Here is a 16172-nt window from a genome sequence, read left to right on the forward strand (position 1 = left end):
CAGATCAGAACCGGTAGGTCGTGCAGCCAACCTCGACACCGGAGCCGACGGCCATGATCAACGCGACATCGCCGGGCTGGGTCAGCCCGCGTCGCCGCGCGTCGGCGATCTGGTAGGGCAGCGTCGAGGTGAATGGATCACTGGTGCAGCCCTGCCCCGCGAGGTCGACGAAGCGTGACCGGTCCACCCCGATGCCCGCGGCGAGTTCGTCGAGGGCGGTGCCCGGAAGATACGGTGGGAACACCAGCGCGATGTCCTCGGGCTCCAAGGACTCCAGCGTCAGCAACTCCTTGACGGCCGCGGGCAGACAGCTCACGTAGATGGCGGCCAGATTCGGGTCGCGGTCGACCCGCAGCCACATCCGGCCGTCACGCTCCTGGGTGTAGGTCCGCAGTGCGCCCCGGTATTCGGGGTGGTGGGCAAAGACGAACCGGCCGAAGCCCTCCGGGCCGGCACTGGGGCTCAGCATGATCGCCGACCCGGTCTCGGTGACCCCGGCACGCGGGTAACCGCTCTGCGGGGTGTTGTTCTCCACCTCGGAGGCCAACACCATGGCGTGGCCGGTCCGGCCGGCGCCGATCATCCCGGCCGCCACGTGGCAGCCGTTGAGGAAACCGACTGCGCCATTGAGGATGTCGAACGCGAATGTTTTGGGCGAATCCGCGGACTCGGGTTCGGCGTTGATCCCGACCTCGCCGGCGACCAGGGTGGCCACAGCCGGTTCGGACAGGAAGTCATCGCGGTAGATACCGGTGTGGATGACCAGTCCGACGCCGGTCGGTTCGACCCCGCTGTCGTCCAAGCAGGCGGCCGCGGCGTCGACGGCGAACCGGATCGAGCTGGGCTGGAGCCCCGCGGGCCCCGAATCCGGCACGGCTAGGCCGATCCCCTCGATACGCACCCGCGGCGTCGCCGGCAACTCCCGGCGGCGGGACCGGGCGCCGCGGGCGGACTGCCCGGCCTGGCCGTTGCCGGCTCGGCGCATCCGGTCGGGCAGATCGTCGAAGGTGTAGAGCCCGGTGCCGATGGTCTGCCCGGAGCCGGTGATGGACAGCACCACGTTGTCACCGGAGTTGATCCGGCCCGCGTTGATGTAGTCATACAGCGCGACGAAATGGGTTGTGGTGGCGGTGTTTCCCCGCTCCGCGAGGTTGCAGATGGTGTTGGCCCGGCTGGCCGCACCGGAACCGAACACCCGGTTGATGGTCAGGATGGCGTCATTGATCGACGCCTCGGAGGTCTGGTGCATCAGCAACTGATCGGCGGTCTCGGGACGCCAGCCGTGCCGCTGCATCACCGCCGCGACGTAGGGCACCGAGTGCTTCACTGCGATCGCGGTCTGGGTGACCGAGTCGGTGACCATGATGGCGCCACCGTGCGGGCCCTCGGTGGCCTTGGCGATGCACAGTTTGGCGAATTCGCTGTAGGTGGCCAGGTCCAGGTCGTGGAAGCCGACCCGGTCATTGGGTCCGAGTTCGAGTACCGCTGCCGCGCCGGCGTCGCCGACGGTCAGGCAGGCCAGCCGCGGGTCCATCGCGCCCTCGATCTCCTGCTGCGCGGTTTCGGTGATGTGGCTGATGTATTCGCCGCTGAACACCAGCGCGTTGCGCACCAGCCCGGTCTTGAGGAAGTCCTGGGCCACGCTGACACCGGTGAACATGCCCGCGCAGGCGTTGTTGATGTCGAAGCACACCGCGTTGGTCAGCCCCAGCTCATCGCGCAGTTGTGAGGCGGTGCTGGGCTCGAAGGTGAACATGTGCTCGGGGCCGTCGCAGCGCGAGATGTTGCAGGCGATGACCAGGTCGATCTCTTCGGGAGCGTAACTGGACCGGGACAGGCAGTCGGCGATCGCCTTGCGGCCCAGGTCGATCGAGAATTCGTCAACGCCGGCCATCCGCCGGTTCTTGATGCCGGTGAGACGCTCCAGCGGAATCTTCACCTCGTTGACACAGTCGGCGAGCACCTGCTCGGTGGAGACCGCCCGCGGCGGCAGATACACGCCGAGGCTTTCGATGACAACGTTGCGGGACGGACCGGCCTTCGCCGGTGCGATCACCGGCGCGGGGGCCGGCTGGGGCGCCGGGGCCGGTTGGGGCGCGACCACCACGGGCTGGGACTGCGGCGCCGCGGGCTGCTCGGCTTGGGCGGCGCCGCCGATCGGGCCGAACTCGGCGGCCAGTTCGGCGACGGTGCCGTAGACGAACATCGACTCCGGGCGCAGCTCCATGCCGAGCTCACCCGCCCGCACCGCGACCTCGAGCGCCTGGGTGGAAGCGCCGCCGAGGGCGAAGAAGTCGTCGGTGACCCCGACCCGGTCCACGTCGAGCACCTCGCGCCAGATCTGGGCGAGCGCCTCCTCGGTGGCGTTGCGCGGCGCGACGAACTCCGTCGGCGCGGCATCCAGGTCGGCGTCGAGAGCCAGCAGCGCCCGCCGATCCACCTTGCCGCTGGGCGACAGCGGCAACAGGTCGGTGGCGCGGAACACCGCGGGCACCATCGCCGCGGGAACCAGTTCCAGCAGGAACCGACGCAGGTCCGCGGTGCCCGGGAGCGCCGCGACCGGCACGATATGCGCGATCAGCTGGGTGTTGCCGGAGCTGTCCTTGCGCGCCACGACCGCGCATTCGGCGATGCCCGGGTGGTTGGCCAGCGCGGCCTCCACCTCACCGAGCTCGATCCGGAAACCGTTGATCTTCACCTGATCGTCTCGGCGGCCCAGGTATTCGATGTTGCCGTCAGGGCGGTAGCGGGCCAGGTCGCCGGTGCGGTAGAGCAACGCCCCCGGAACCGCACTGAACGGGTCGTCGGCGAACGCTGCGGCAGTGGCCTCCGGCCGGTTCAGGTAGCCGCGCGCCACGCCGACGCCGCCGATGCACAGCTCGCCCGGCACGCCCACCGGAACCGGGTTGCCCACGGCGTCGAGCAGGTGGATGGCGATGTTGGCGATCGGCCGCCCGATTGGAATGACCGGCTCGGTTTCGCCCCGCACACAAGGGAAGTGCGTGACGTCGATGGCGGCCTCGGTGGGACCGTAGAGGTTGTACAGCTCGGCCGGGAGCGCGTCGAAGAACGCGTCGCGCAGGTCAGCGGTGAGTGCTTCACCGCTGCAGAACACCCGCCGCAGCCCGGTGCAGGATGCGGCCGCGGGCTCCGCCAGGAAGCGCCGCAGCATCGATGGAACGAAATGCATTGTGGTGATGTGTTGTTCGGCGATGGTGCGCGCCAGGTAGCCGGCGTCCTTGTGGCCCTCCGGTTTGGCGATCACCACCCGCGCACCGACGATCAACGGCCAGAAGATCTCCCAGACGAACGGGTCGAAGTTGATCGGGGTCTTGTGCAGCACCCGATCCTCGGCGGACAGCGGATAGGCGTCCTGCATCCACAGCAACCGGTTGCGGATACCGGCGTGGGTGTTCAACGCCCCCTTGGGCGTACCGGTGGAACCGGAGGTGTACATCAGGTAGGCGAGCTCGGCCGCGGTCACCTCCGGCGCGGAATCCGCCTCGGCCGGCGCCGCAGACGGCTGATCCAGGCAGAGCCGAGCGCCAGTGAAATCTGTTGGCACATAAGCAAGCTGCTCACGGCGGGTGACGCAGACCGGCGCGTCCGGTACGTCGGCCAGCATCGCCTCCATCCGCCGGGCGGGCTGGGCGGGATCCAGCGGCAGGAAGACGCCGCCAGCCTTGAGCACCCCCAGCAGGGCGATCACCAGGTCTTCGGAGCGTTCCAGCAGCACCGGCACCACGTCAGTGCCGGCCCCGGCACCGACACCGAACCGGCGCAACCGATGTGCCAGCCCGTTGGCCCGCCGGTCCAGGTCGGCGTAGCTCAGCTCCCGGCCGTCGTAACTCACCGCCACGGCCTCGGGTGTGCGTGCGGCTGCGGCGGCGACCATGTCGTGCAGGCCCGCGGGGGCCGAAGCGAGTGGGTAGTCGACCGCGGTGTCGTTCCAGGACTGCAGCCGGGCGCGTTCGGCGTCGGTGAGCAGCGGCAGCTGCGACACCGGGGTGTTCGGGTCGGCGGCAATGCCGTCGAGCAGCAGCCTGAAATGCTCGCCCATCCGCTCCATGGTCGCGGCGTCGAACAGGTCGGTGTTGTACTGCAGCGCCAGCTGCAGCTGGTCCTCGTGTTCGCCGACCTGCATGGTGATGTCGAACGGCGAACCGCCCTGGCCGATGTAGAGCGTCTCCAGCGGAAGGACGGCGTCGGAACCGGCCGCGTTGACTGTGTTTTCGTCGAACAACCGAACCTGCTGCCAGGCGAACGACACCTGGAACAGCGGGGTGCGCCCGGCGTCGCGCACCGGCCGCAGCCGCTCCACGAGCAGCGGCAGCGGGTACTCCTGGTGCGCGATGGCGCCCAGCACGGTCTCTTTGACCTGGCCCAGCAGCGCGGCGAAACTCGGATCGTCGCTCACGTCGACGCGCAGCGGCAGCGGGTTGGTGACATAGCCGACCAGGCCCATCAGCCCGGCCCGGTCGCGGCAGGCGAACGGCGAGCCGATGACCAGGTCGTCCTGGCCGCTGTAGCGGTGCAGCAGCACCGCGTAGGCCGCCAGCAGTGTCATGTACGGCGTCGCGCCGGCCGTCCGCGCGACCTGCTTGAGCCCGGCGGTCACGGCGGCGTCGACGCTGAACCGGTGCAGCGCACCGTCATAGGTCTGCACCGCCGGACGGGGCCGATCGGTGGGCAGCGCCAGTGTCGGCAGCTCGCCGCTCATCGCGTCCCGCCAGTATTCCCAGAGCCGTTCGCCCTCAGGACCGTTCAGCATCGCGGTCTGCTGCGCGGCATAGTCGACGTAGCGGTCGGCGGTAGCCGCCGGCACGGCGGCGCCGTGCTCGGCCGCGTAGAGCGCACGCAGCTCGTCGAGGATGACGTCGATGGACCAGAAGTCGACGGCGATGTGGTGCACCGTCAGCAGCAGCACGTGGTCGTCGGGGCGTTCGAGCAGCGTCAGCCGCAGCACCGGGCCGTTGCGCAGATCGAACGGCCGATCGGTCTCGGCCTGGATCCACTGCTGCAGCTCCGCCGGGTCCGCACCGATGCGGTGAGTGTCGATTCGCACCGGCCAATGCGCGTGGACGAGTCCGATCGGCTGGCCGTCACGCTCGGCGTAGGTGGTGCGCAGCATCGGATGCCGGTCCACCAACGCCTGGGCAGCCCGCTCCAGGGCCGGCACGTCGAGGCCGGCGGCGATGCGTCCGGCGTAGGCGACGGTGTAGGCGGCACTGTCGGGCGCGAGCCGGTGGACGAACCACATCGACCGCTGGCCGTAGGACAGCTGGTGTTCGGATGTCTGCTGCTGCGCTTTGGCCGTCAGCAGCGCAGCCAGCAGTTCGCGCTTCTTCTCCGGCGACAGGCTGGAGATGTCGATGGGCCCATCGGGTCCGTCCGTCACGGGCTACTCCCATCCTGGGCGTGCTCGCCGTCGGCGATCATCTTCGCCAGCAACGCATCCACTGCCTCGTCGGAGAGGTCGGAGACCTGCGCGAGCACGTCCGCCTCCGGTGTCGGCAGTCCGACGTCGGGTGCCGCACCGGTACCGGGAACCGGGATCGGCTCGGCGTGGCCGGCCGCACCGCTGGGGGCCAGCTGCTCGCTGAGCCAGCTGGCCAGGCTGACCACGCTGGGCCCGTCCAGCAGGCGGGCGACCGGCACCACGATGCCGAGTTCCCGCTCCACCTGGATACGCAGTTCCAGGGTGATCAGTGAGTCCACCCCGAGATTGTTCAGCGGCGCGGTGACATCCAGGCCCGACGGGGCCAGTCCCAGCTTGCCGGCGACCAGGTCACGCAGATAGGTCTCCAGCAGCTGCTGACGTTGCGCCGGATCGGCGGCCTGCACGGCCTCGAACAGCCCGCTCGCGGTGGCCGGGCCGCCCGGGCCGCCCGGCACCGCCGCCTGCAGGTCGCGCAGCAGCGGTGACTGCGCGCTGGGACGCCACCGCGCCCAGTCGATGTCGAGCACCAGGACCTGGGTCGCTTGGGATGCCGGGCCGGCCAGCAGCTCCGTCAACGCGGCGAAGTACGCCGCTGCCGGCATGCCTTCGACGCCGTAGTGCGAGAAGTGGCGGTGCAACTCGGAGTTGGTGAACATGCCCAATCCGGCCCACGGGCCGAAGTTGACGCTGAGCGCCGGCCGCCCGCCCGCCCGACGGTGCCAGGCCAGCGCGTCGAGGAAGGCGTTCGCGGCCCCGTAGTTGGCGGCCCCGGGCGAACCCAGCACCGACGCGGCCGAGGAGAACAGCACGAAGAAGTCCAGTTCCGCATCGACGGTCAGGGTGTGCAGGTTCCAGGCGCCCTGCACCTTCGGCGCCATCACCGCGCGCAGCTTCGCGGCGTCCAGGCGCGCCAGGATCGCATCGTCGACGGTGCCGGCCGCGTGCACCACGCCGCGCAGCGGCGGCATCGTCGCACCGATGGTGGCCAGGACCGCCGCGACGTCATCGGCATTGGTCACGTCAGCTTGGGCGACCGTCACCTCGGCGCCCGCGGCCCGCAGCGCGTCCAGTGTCGCCCGGGCGGCGGCCGACGGCGCGCTGCGCCCCATCAAGACCAGGTGGCGGGCACCGCGCTCAACCAGCCAGCCGGCGATCTTGCCCCCGACCGCGCCGAGGCCGCCGGTGATCAGATAGCTGGCGTCTGGGCGCGCCGCGAACTCGCCGGGCTGTTCGGACGGGCCGGCCAAGGGCTCCAGCCGAGCAACGTAGCGGCGGTGGCCGCGCAGCGCCACGTCGGTCTCGCTGTTGTCCGACCAGATCTCGCTGAACAGGGCACGCAGTTCTTCGGTGCCGCTGTCGGTCGACAAATCGACGGCGGTAGCGCGCAGTTCCGGATGTTCGTGGTCGATGCTGCGGGCCAGTCCCCACACCGGCGCCTGCCCCACCGCCGGTGCGGCGGGCCCGGACTCGTCCCAGCCGGCCGGTTGCGCACCGCGGGTCACCAGCCACAGCCGCGGCGATTCCGGCCAGCCCGACAGCGTCAGGGCCTGGATGAGGTGGACCACGCTCAGCGACCCGAGGGTGGTCGCGGTGTCCAGCGACTCGTCGTCGGAGATCAGCAGGTTCCACAGCTGCACCACGCCGCGACACGGCGGCCGGTCGCCGCCGAACGCCGCGCGCAGCAGCTCGGCGAAGTGTTCGGGTTTCTCCGGGTCGATGCGGTAGCTGTCCGCGCTCACACGTTCGATCTCGGCGAGCCCGACGACCGCCTCCACCAGCACGCAGGACTGCGACTGCGCCTCCAGGTGGTCCCGCAGCGTGTCGGCCACCGGGCCGTCGGACAAGATCAGCCAGCTGCCGGGTTCGGCCGTCCGGTTGTCAGACCGGCCTGAGCCGTCGGCGACGATCGACGCGGGTTGCCAGCGCAGCACATAGCTGCGGTCGCGCGGATCCGCGGCGACGACGACCGGCTCCGCGGCCTGGCCGGTGACGAGGGTGCCGGTCGCCAGCAGCGACCAGTGGCCGCCGGCCGCGCCGGCGTAACACTCGAACGCGTCATTGGTCAGCGCGAACTGCAGGGTGCCCGCGCCGGCCGGGGTGCCGCGCAGGCTCAGCTCGCCGACCGACCGACTGCCCGGTCCGAACGCCAGCTCGGCTGCCGTGCAAGCCAATTCACGCAGCTGCTCGGCCGACAGCGCCCCGGTGGTCACGTCGACCTCGGCCAGCACCGTTGCCGGCTGCGCGGCCGATCGGATGGGGCCGCGCCAGCCGCCCGAGGCTGCGGTGCTGCCGTGGCGCGGCGCGGCGATGGAGCCGGCGTCCAGCCAGGAGTGCACTCGCTGCCAGGGATAGGTGGGCGCGGGAACGCAGTGGCTGTTCTGCGGGTAGATCTGCTCCCAGGCCACCGGGTGGCCCCGGGTGTAGAGGGCGCCCAGCGAGCCGAGCATGGTCGAGCGGCCCTCATCGTCACGGCGCATCGAGGGCAGCAGCGTCACGCTGCGGTGGAGCTGCTCGGCGTCTTCGCGGGCCCCGGTCAACAGGATGGGGTGCGGGCTGACCTCGACGAAGGTGTCGTGTCCGGTCTCCAGCAGCCGGCGCAGCGCAGCTGAGAACCGCACCGGCGAACACAGGTTGGACACCCAGTAGTCGGCGTCCAGCAGCTGCTCGCCCACCAGTTCCCCGGTGACCGTCGAGTACATCGGCACCGTCGGCGCGGTCGGCTTCAGCTTGACCAGGCTGCCGCGCAGGCCTGCGCCGAGGGCCTCCATCTGCGGGCTGTGGGAGGCCACGTCGACCTCGATCCACCGGCAGAACCGGTCCCGCTTGGCCAGTTGGGCCATCAGCTCTTCCAGCACCGCGCGCTCGCCGGCAAGCACCGTCGACCGGTGGCTGTTGCTGGCGGCGACCGCCACCTCGCGCTCATGACCGGCGATGAGCTCCTGCGCCTCGGCCAGGGTGGTCTCGGTGACCATCATCGCGCCGCGACCGCGTACGCCCCGCAGCATCCGGGCCCGCGCGCAGATCACCCGCGCGGCGTCCTCGAGGCTCAGCGCCCCGGCGACGTGAGCGGCCGCCACCTCGCCGAGACTGTGCCCGACCACCGCGGCGGGTTCGACACCCCAGGACCGCCACAGCGCGGCGAGCGCCACCTGAATCGCGAAGATCGTCGGCTGCAGGATGCCGATGTCGGAGAGCTTGGACTTGTCCTCGGGGCCATTCTGGCGGGCCAGCTCCTTGAGGATCGAGTGCCCCAGGTGCGGGTGCAGCGCGTTGTCGCAGGCGGCCAGCGCGTCGGCGAACACCGGTTCCTCGGCCTGCAACCGCTGCGCCATGCCGTGCCACTGCGAGCCCTGCCCCGAGAAGATGAACGTCACGCCGGCGGATCGGACGGCGAGCCCAGCTGAGCAATGCCCGACCGACAGACCAGGACGGGATTCACCCAGCCGGTAGGCCGACAGCGACTCGAACAGCGCGGCCGCTGAGTCGCCGACCACCGCCAGCCGGTAGTCGTGGTGGCCGCGACGTGCACCGGCGGTGTAGCAGAGGTCGGCCAGCGCGCCGGCCCCCGCGAGACCGCTGGAAAACAGCGCCATCTCGTACTCGCCGACCAGCGCGGTCAGCGCCTCCGGCGACCGGGCGGACAGCGCCAGCAGCTCGGCGCGCGGCGCCGCATCGTCGTCGGGGTGGCTGCTGCGGACCTGCGGGGCCTCGGTGAGCACCACGTGGGCGTTGGTGCCGCCGAACCCGAAAGAGCTGACGCCGGCCACGGCGCGGCTGCCCGCCGGCCACGGCGTCAGCGTGCTCACCACCTCCAGCGGCAGGCTCTCGAACAGGATGTGCGGGTTCGGCTCGGTGTAGTTCAGGCTGCCCGGAATTGCCCGATGTTGCAGCGACAGCGCCACCTTGATCAGCCCGGCGATGCCGGCGGCCGCCTCCAGGTGGCCGATGTTGGTCTTGACCGAGCCCACCAGGCAGCGGCTGCCCTCGGGCCGGCCCTCGGCCAGCACGGTGCCCAGGGCGTTGGCCTCGATGGCATCACCGATGGCCGTGCCGGTGCCGTGTGCCTCGACATACTGGACCGCGCCGGCCGGCAGGCCCGCCCGGCGGAACGCCTCGGTGACCACGCGCTCCTGCGCCCGCCCGCTGGGGGCGATCAGGCCGTTGGTCCGGCCGTCGGAGTTGGTGGCGCTGCCGCGGATCACCGCGTAGACCGGGTCGTTGTCCTCCAGTGCCCGGCGCAGCGGCTTGAGCACCACGACCCCGGCACCCTCGCCGCGCACATACCCGTCGGCGTCGGCGTCGAACGTCTTGCACCGGCCGTCGGGGGCCATCACCCGGGCCTTGGAAAAGTTGATCGCCAGCGCCGGCGACAGGATCACGTTCACCCCGGCTGCCAGCGCCATGCTGCACTCGCCGTCGCGCAGGCTGCGGCATGCCAGGTCGACGGCCACCAGTGACGAGGAGCAGGCGGTGTCCACCGACAGGCTCGGGCCGTGGAAGTCGAAGGTGTAGGACAGCCGGTTGGCGGCGATGCTCAGCGCGTTGCCGGTGCCGGTGTAGGCGTCGACGAGCTGGGGCTGCCCCAGCCGCAGGAAGCCGTAGTCGTTGGTGGAGATGCCGACGAACACGCCGGTGCGGCTGCCGGCCAGCGCGTCGGGGACCTGACCGGCATCCTCCAGGGCCTCCCAGGCCACTTCGAGCAGCAGCCGCTGCTGCGGGTCCATCTGCGCCGACTCCCGCGGCGAGATCCCGAAGAACTGAAAGTCGAATTGGTCGACCTGGTCCAGGAACCCGCCCCGGCGGGTGACAGCGGTGCCCGGCACCGACGGATCGGGGTTGTAGAACGCGTCGACGTCCCAGCGGTCGGCCGGGACCTCATCGGTGGCGTCCACCCCGCCCGACAGCAGCCGCCAGAAGGCCTCGGGCCCGTCGGCGCCCGGGAACCGGCAACCGATGCCGACGATCGCGATCGGCTCGTCGGCGGCCGGTCGCTCGGTGGGTTCGGGCTGCCGGCTGCCGGACTGCTCGTCCTTGGCGACGCGGGCCAGGTGGTCCGAGAGGATGTCGATCGAGGGGTATTCGTAGGCGATGGTGGGCGCCAGCTCACAGCCCAGCCACTGCTCCAGGGCGGTCGAAAGCCGCACGGCGTGAATGGAATCCAGCCCGTAGAAGGCGAACGGCTTGGCCGGGTCGACCTCGGCGGCGGGCAACTCGAGCTCCTGGGCGAGCCGATCGACGAGCCAGGCACTGATCTCGGCCGCGGTGCGATTTCCCGCCGCCTGCCGGTCCGGCTGCGCCGCCGGGGGCGGTTCGGATTCGGGCTGCGGCCGCGGCCGTGGGGCGGCCGACGGCCACTGCGCCACCACCGGCAACGCACCGTCGAGGTACTGCTGCTTGCAGGCGCTGCGCTGAATCTTGCCGCTGGAGGTGGTGGGCAGTTGCAGCGGCTGCACCAGGACGACGGCGTAAGTGCGGACGGAGTGGTTCTCGGTCACCGCGGTGCGGATCGCCTGCATCACGTCGTCGACGGCGTCGGCACCGATCCGGCTCGGGTCGACCTCCTGCACCACGACGAGCTGTTCGGCAGCGCCCGGTTCCGGGGCGATCGAGAACACCGCACCGCGGCCGCGCAGCAGTCCCGGGTTGGTGTGCTGCACGGTCAGCTCGATGTCATTGGGGTAGTGGTTGGTACCCCGGATGATGATCAGGTCCTTGCGGCGGCCGGTGACGAACAGCTCCCCGGAGTGCAGGAAGCCCAGATCGCCGGTGCGCAGGAAGGGACCCTCGCCGCTGTCGGACAGCGTCGCGGCGAACGTCTCCGCGGACAGCTCCGGAGCCCCCCAGTAGCCGTGGGCGACGCTGCCGCCGGCCAGCCAGATCTCCCCCACCCGGTCGGCGGCGCATTCCCGGCGGGTCTCCGGGTCGACGATGATCACCCGCTGGCCGCCGCGCGGCTTGCCGCAACCCACCAGGGTCGCGACGTTGGGGTCCTCGGCGTGCACGTCGATGACCCGGTTGTCGCCGAGGGCGACCCGGTCGATGTGCTGCACCATCGGCACCGGGCGGTCCGAGCCGCCGGAGACCAGCAGGGTGGCCTCCGCCAGCCCGTACACCGGATAGAACGATTCCTTCCTGAAGCCGGCCGGTGCGAACGCCTCGGCGAACGCATCCAGGGTGGCGGTGCGCACCGGTTCGGCGCCGCACAGCGCGACCGTCCAATTGGACAGGTCCAGTGCCGCGCGCTCGGCCGGGCTGCTCAGCTCGACGCACATGTCGAAGGCGAAGTTGGGTGCCGCGGTGATCATGGCGCGATGCCGCGAGATCGCCTCCAGCCACCGCATCGGCCGCTTGATGAACGCGGTCGGCGGCATCAGGATCGAATGGCCCCCGACATAGAGGGTTTCCAGCAGCCCGCCGATCAGGCCCATGTCGTGGTAGGGCGGCAGCCAGAAGACCCCCACCACGTGCGGCATGTCGGTGTTGGCGTCCCAGGCCTCGGCGATGGTCACCAGGTTGTGCATCAGGTTGCCGTGGGTGAGCACCACGCCCTTGGGAGCGCTGGTCGACCCGGAGGTGTACTGCAGCATCGCGATGCTGTCGCCGTCGATATGCGGCGGTGCCCAGGCCGCCTCGCTGCCCGCGGCGGTGTCGTCGGTCATCGTCCACCGCAGCTGCTGTCCGCCGGGCAGCGCGTCGATCGCGGGCTTGATCCTCGGCTCGATCTCGGTGGTGGTGAGCGCGAAGCCGGGCTGGACGTCGGCGATGATCGACTCGACGCGCGGGAGGAGGTGTTCGCGCATCGGAGGGTGCACCGGGATCGCGATGGCACCGGCATAGAGGCACCCGAAGAAGCCGGCGATGAAATCCAGGCCGGGCGGGCACAGCACCAGCACCCGTTCCCCGGCGGCTCCCTGAGCCTGCAGGTCGGCGGCGATCTGGCGGGCACGCCGGTCCAGGTCCCGGTAGGACGCCCGACTGGTCTCCTGCTCGTCGCCGTCACGGGAGAAGCTGAACGCCGGCGCATCGCCCCGCTGCTGGGCGCGCTGCATCAGCAGGTCCACCAGCGTGCGGAGGGTATGCACCGTGTCGTCCGGCCCGCTCATCGATCGCGTCTCCCGTATGGCTAACGAAGATGGGTTGAAAAAATTGGGCCCAAGAGTTCCGTAGGCAACCTTGATTAAGGTTACCTTAAGAAGCAGGACGTCAATCTCGTGATTTTCGGCGACGACGGCCGCACGAGCAAGTTAGATCAACCAGCCGCGGTGACGGCGCGAAGCTCAGCCCTCCAGCTTGTACCCCAGTCCCCGCACGGTAACCAAGTGCACCGGATTGGCCGGATCGGCCTCGATCTTGGACCGTAGTCGTTTGACGTGGACATCCAAGGTCTTGGTGTCGCCGACATAGTCGGCACCCCAGACCCGGTCGATCAACTGGCCGCGGGTGAGCACCCGGCCGGTGTTGCGCATCAGGTATTCGAGCAGGTCGAACTCCTTGAGGGGCAAGGTGATCTGCTCGCCGTTGACCATGACGACATGCCGTTCGACGTCCATGCGCACCGGACCCGATTCCAGCACGCCCTCGCCGACGCCGCCCTCGTCGTCGCCGCCACGGCGCAGCACCGCCCGGATCCGCGCGATCAACTCGCGGGCCGAATAGGGCTTGGTCACGTAGTCGTCGGCGCCGAGTTCCAGACCGACGACCTTGTCGATCTCGCTGTCGCGGGCAGTGACCATAATCACCGGCACGCTGGAGCGGGCCCGCAGTTGCTTGCAGACGTCGGTGCCCGACATGCCCGGAAGCATCAGGTCCAACAGCACGATGTCGGCACCGGAGCGGTCGAACTCGGCCAGCGCCGCCGTTCCGTCGGTGACCACGGTCGCCTCGAACCCCTCCTTGCGCAACAGGAACGCCAGCGGATCGGCCAGCGACTCCTCGTCCTCAACGATCAAGACGTGTGTCATCGCCGCTGCTCCTCCTCTGGGTGACCGACGACGGGTGTGATCACTGATCCTCCTTCTCATGGTCCACATTGCCCTGGTAGGCGGGAATCGCCAAGGTGAACGTCGAACCGGTACCCGGCTGGCTCCACAGCGAGATGGTGCCGTTGTGGTTGGCCGCCACGTGCTTGACGATCGCCAGACCGAGCCCGCTGCCGCCGGTCGCCCGCGACCGGGCCTTGTCACCGCGGAAGAACCGTTCGAAGACCCGTTGCTGATCCTTGCGCGCGATGCCGATCCCACGGTCGGTGACGGCGATCTCGACGAAGCCGTCGCGGCTCCGCCGGCTGATCGACACCGGCGCCCCGTGCGGGGAGTACGCGATGGCGTTGGACACCAGGTTGGCCAGCGCGGTGACCAGCAGCGGCTCGTCGCCGAGCACCCGGAAGCCACTCGGAGCGTCGGTGGTGATGGTGATCTCCGCGTTGTCGGCCGCCACCTTGTGCCGGGAGATCGCCTCGTGCACCACACTGTCGACATCGACGGCGCCCAGGTCCGGCAGCGGGTCGGCCCCCTGCAGCCGGGACAGCTCGATCAGCTCGCCGATCATGTTGGCCAGCCGGTTCGCCTCCAGCAACACCTTCTCCGCGAACGGCCGTACCGCCTCGGGGTCGTCGGCAGAGGCCAGCAGCGCTTCGGCGAGCAGGCCCATTGCCCCCACCGGAGTTTTGAGCTCATGGCTGACGTTGGCCACGAAGTCGCGCCGGCTGGCTTCCATCCGGGCCTGTTCGGATTGGTCGTCGACGATCACCACCGCGAACCGGCGATCCTCCTCGGACAGCAACCGGGCGTAGCCGCGCACCGCCGAGAACTCCGATCGGGTGGCCCCGGCGGCCCGCTTGGCCGCCGAGAGGTCGAAATCGACCTCCTGCTCACCGTCCAGGGCGAGCTCCGCGGCCGCCCAGGCGTCGTCATCGAGGAGCCGGCCGTGCACCAGCCCCAATTCGGTGGCCCGCTCGTTGAGATAGACGACATCGCGGTGGCTGTCGACGACGACGATCCCCAATGATGCGTGCGCCACGATCTGCTGCAGCATCTGCGAGACGGTGATCCCGGCTCGTTCGGTGTGGACCCGTCGGCGCCGCTCGGCAAACCGGGGCGATAACCAAAAACCGGCCGCGACGCCCACGATGAGCGCCGGCAGTGCCGACGCAGCAGCGAGCGTCAGCGCCGAAGTCGCAGCCACGGCAAAATCGTACGCAGTCCGGGACCGACGATTGGCCAGCGATCGACCACGACGTGCGCCGAACGTGAATTCAGGGCGAAGATTTCACCGGATTTCCACCCGGAATTCACACTGGACGAGCCGGGCCGGCGGTTCAGCGAGGCTCGACGCAGGAGAGGTGAAGCTGGGACCGCCGCAGGAACGCCGCTATTTGGCGCCCTGGCTGGCCACCGCGGCCGCTCCGGCGGCGGCCGCCTCCGGGTCCAGGTAGACGCCGCCGGCCAGCTTCGGACGCAGCTCGGAGTCCAGGTCGTAACGCAGCGGGATGCCCGTGGGGATGTTCAAACCCACCACGGCCTCATCCGACATGCCGTCGAGGTACTTCACCAGGGCCCGCAACGAGTTGCCGTGCGCCGCGATCAGCACGGTTTTGCCCGAGCGCAGCTCCGGGATGATGACGTCGGTGTAGTAGGGCAGGAAACGCGCCACCACGTCGGCCAGGCATTCGGTCAGCGGGCCGCCGCCGATGTCGGCGTAGCGGGGGTCGGTGTCCTGGCTGTAGCGGCTGCCCGGCTCGATCGGCGGCGGCGGGGTGTCGTAGCTGCGCCGCCACGTCATGAACTGTTCGTCGCCGTAGCGGGCCTTGGTCGCGGCCTTGTCCAGGCCCTGCAGCGCGCCGTAGTGGCGTTCGTTGAGCCGCCAGGTGCGGTGTACGCCGATCCAGTGCCGGTCGGCCGCGTCCAGTGCCAGGTTGGCGGTGGTGATCGCCCGGCGCAATAGCGAGGTGTAGACCACGTCGGGCAGCAGGTCGTGCTCGACGAGCAGGTGACCGGCGCGCACCGCTTCGGTGCGGCCCTTGTCGGTCAGGTTGACGTCCATCCAGCCGGTGAACTGGTTGCTGGCGTTCCATTCGCTCTCGCCGTGGCGCAGCAGCACCAGCGTGGCAGTGTCAGACATGGGCGTCAGTGTCTCACGGGCTCCGGGGTCACTCGTCGTCGTCCTTGCCGTCCTGGTCGATCAAATGCTCGAAGGCCCGCAGGTTCTTCAGCGACTGGCCGGTGGAGACCCGCCACTCCCACTCCTTCTGGATGGAGGACGCGAATCCCAACTCCAGCAAGGTGTTGAAGTCGAAGTCGACTGCTTCGAGCACCTGCCCGAGCACCCGGTCGATCTCGTCGGGAGTCACCGTGGCCAGCGCCATCCGGCCGACCAGGTAGATGTCGCCGAGGTTGTCCAGCGTGTAGGCCACCCCGTAGAGCCGGCGATTGCGCTTGAGCAGAAACCGGTAGACCCCGGCATGGTTCTCGTCTGGCTTGCGGCAGACGAACGCCTCGACGCGCACGGAGTGCTCCCCGACGCTGAGGATCGTGTTGGTCTTGAGCTTGCGCTCGCCGGGAAGTTCGACGACCAGCCCCGGCAGCCCGCCGTGTGAGCCCGGGAATTCCGAATAGGTCAGCTCGGCGCCCTGCAGGGTGTCCTCGATGAGCTGCCGGACATCGCTGCTGCGGTTCACGCCCGTGCCTCCCGCCGCGCCGGCCAGCGCCGGGGCCGGCGTGCCGCACCGACCACC

General features: G+C 70.0%; 6 protein-coding genes. All 6 read right to left on the reverse strand.

All coding sequences use genetic code 11. From position 1 onward, the window contains the following. Positions 1-4: 4 nt before the first annotated feature. The 6 genes from DQP56_RS13075 to DQP56_RS13100 all read right to left on the reverse strand — a co-directional run bounded on the left by DQP56_RS13075 (position 5) and on the right by DQP56_RS13100 (position 16115). Entirely contained in the window at positions 5-5398 is a 5394-nt protein-coding gene (locus tag DQP56_RS13075; RefSeq protein WP_112686047.1) for a non-ribosomal peptide synthetase, read from the reverse strand. Next, positions 5395-12543 carry a type I polyketide synthase gene (locus DQP56_RS13080; protein WP_112686049.1) on the reverse strand — a complete coding sequence of 2383 codons (7149 nt, stop codon included), beginning with the start codon at positions 12541-12543 and terminating at the stop codon, positions 5395-5397. The genes DQP56_RS13075 and DQP56_RS13080 overlap by 4 nt, the downstream gene beginning before the upstream one ends. A gap of 174 nt (positions 12544-12717) precedes the next feature. After that, on the reverse strand, positions 12718-13401 hold the full coding sequence (gene regX, locus DQP56_RS13085; protein WP_013827421.1) for a two-component sensory transduction protein RegX: 684 nt from the start codon (positions 13399-13401) through the stop codon (positions 12718-12720). 40 nt (positions 13402-13441) lie between these two features. After that, positions 13442-14623 carry a sensor histidine kinase gene (locus tag DQP56_RS13090; RefSeq protein ID WP_112686051.1) on the reverse strand — a complete coding sequence of 394 codons (1182 nt, stop codon included), beginning with the start codon at positions 14621-14623 and terminating at the stop codon, positions 13442-13444. Between the two features lie 186 nt (positions 14624-14809). Then, positions 14810-15559, reverse strand: coding sequence for a phosphoglyceromutase (locus tag DQP56_RS13095; protein ID WP_112686053.1), 750 nt, complete (start codon positions 15557-15559; stop codon positions 14810-14812). A 28-nt stretch (positions 15560-15587) separates the two neighbouring features. Further along, on the reverse strand, positions 15588-16115 hold the full coding sequence (locus DQP56_RS13100) for a type III secretion system chaperone family protein (RefSeq protein ID WP_112686055.1): 528 nt from the start codon (positions 16113-16115) through the stop codon (positions 15588-15590). Positions 16116-16172: the final 57 nt, after the last annotated feature.

Source organism: Mycolicibacter senuensis (assembly GCF_003284925.1).
GTDB classification, from domain to species: domain Bacteria; phylum Actinomycetota; class Actinomycetes; order Mycobacteriales; family Mycobacteriaceae; genus Mycobacterium; species Mycobacterium algericum_A.

Excerpts from the sequence above, each read along its gene's own strand:
- regX (WP_013827421.1), bottom strand. The coding sequence starts at position 13,401 with ATGACACACGTCTTGATCGTTGAGGACGAGGAGTCGCTGGCCGATCCG.
- DQP56_RS13080 (WP_112686049.1), bottom strand. The coding sequence starts at position 12,543 with ATGAGCGGGCCGGACGACACGGTGCATACCCTCCGCACGCTGGTGGAC.
- DQP56_RS13095 (WP_112686053.1), bottom strand. The coding sequence starts at position 15,559 with ATGTCTGACACTGCCACGCTGGTGCTGCTGCGCCACGGCGAGAGCGAA.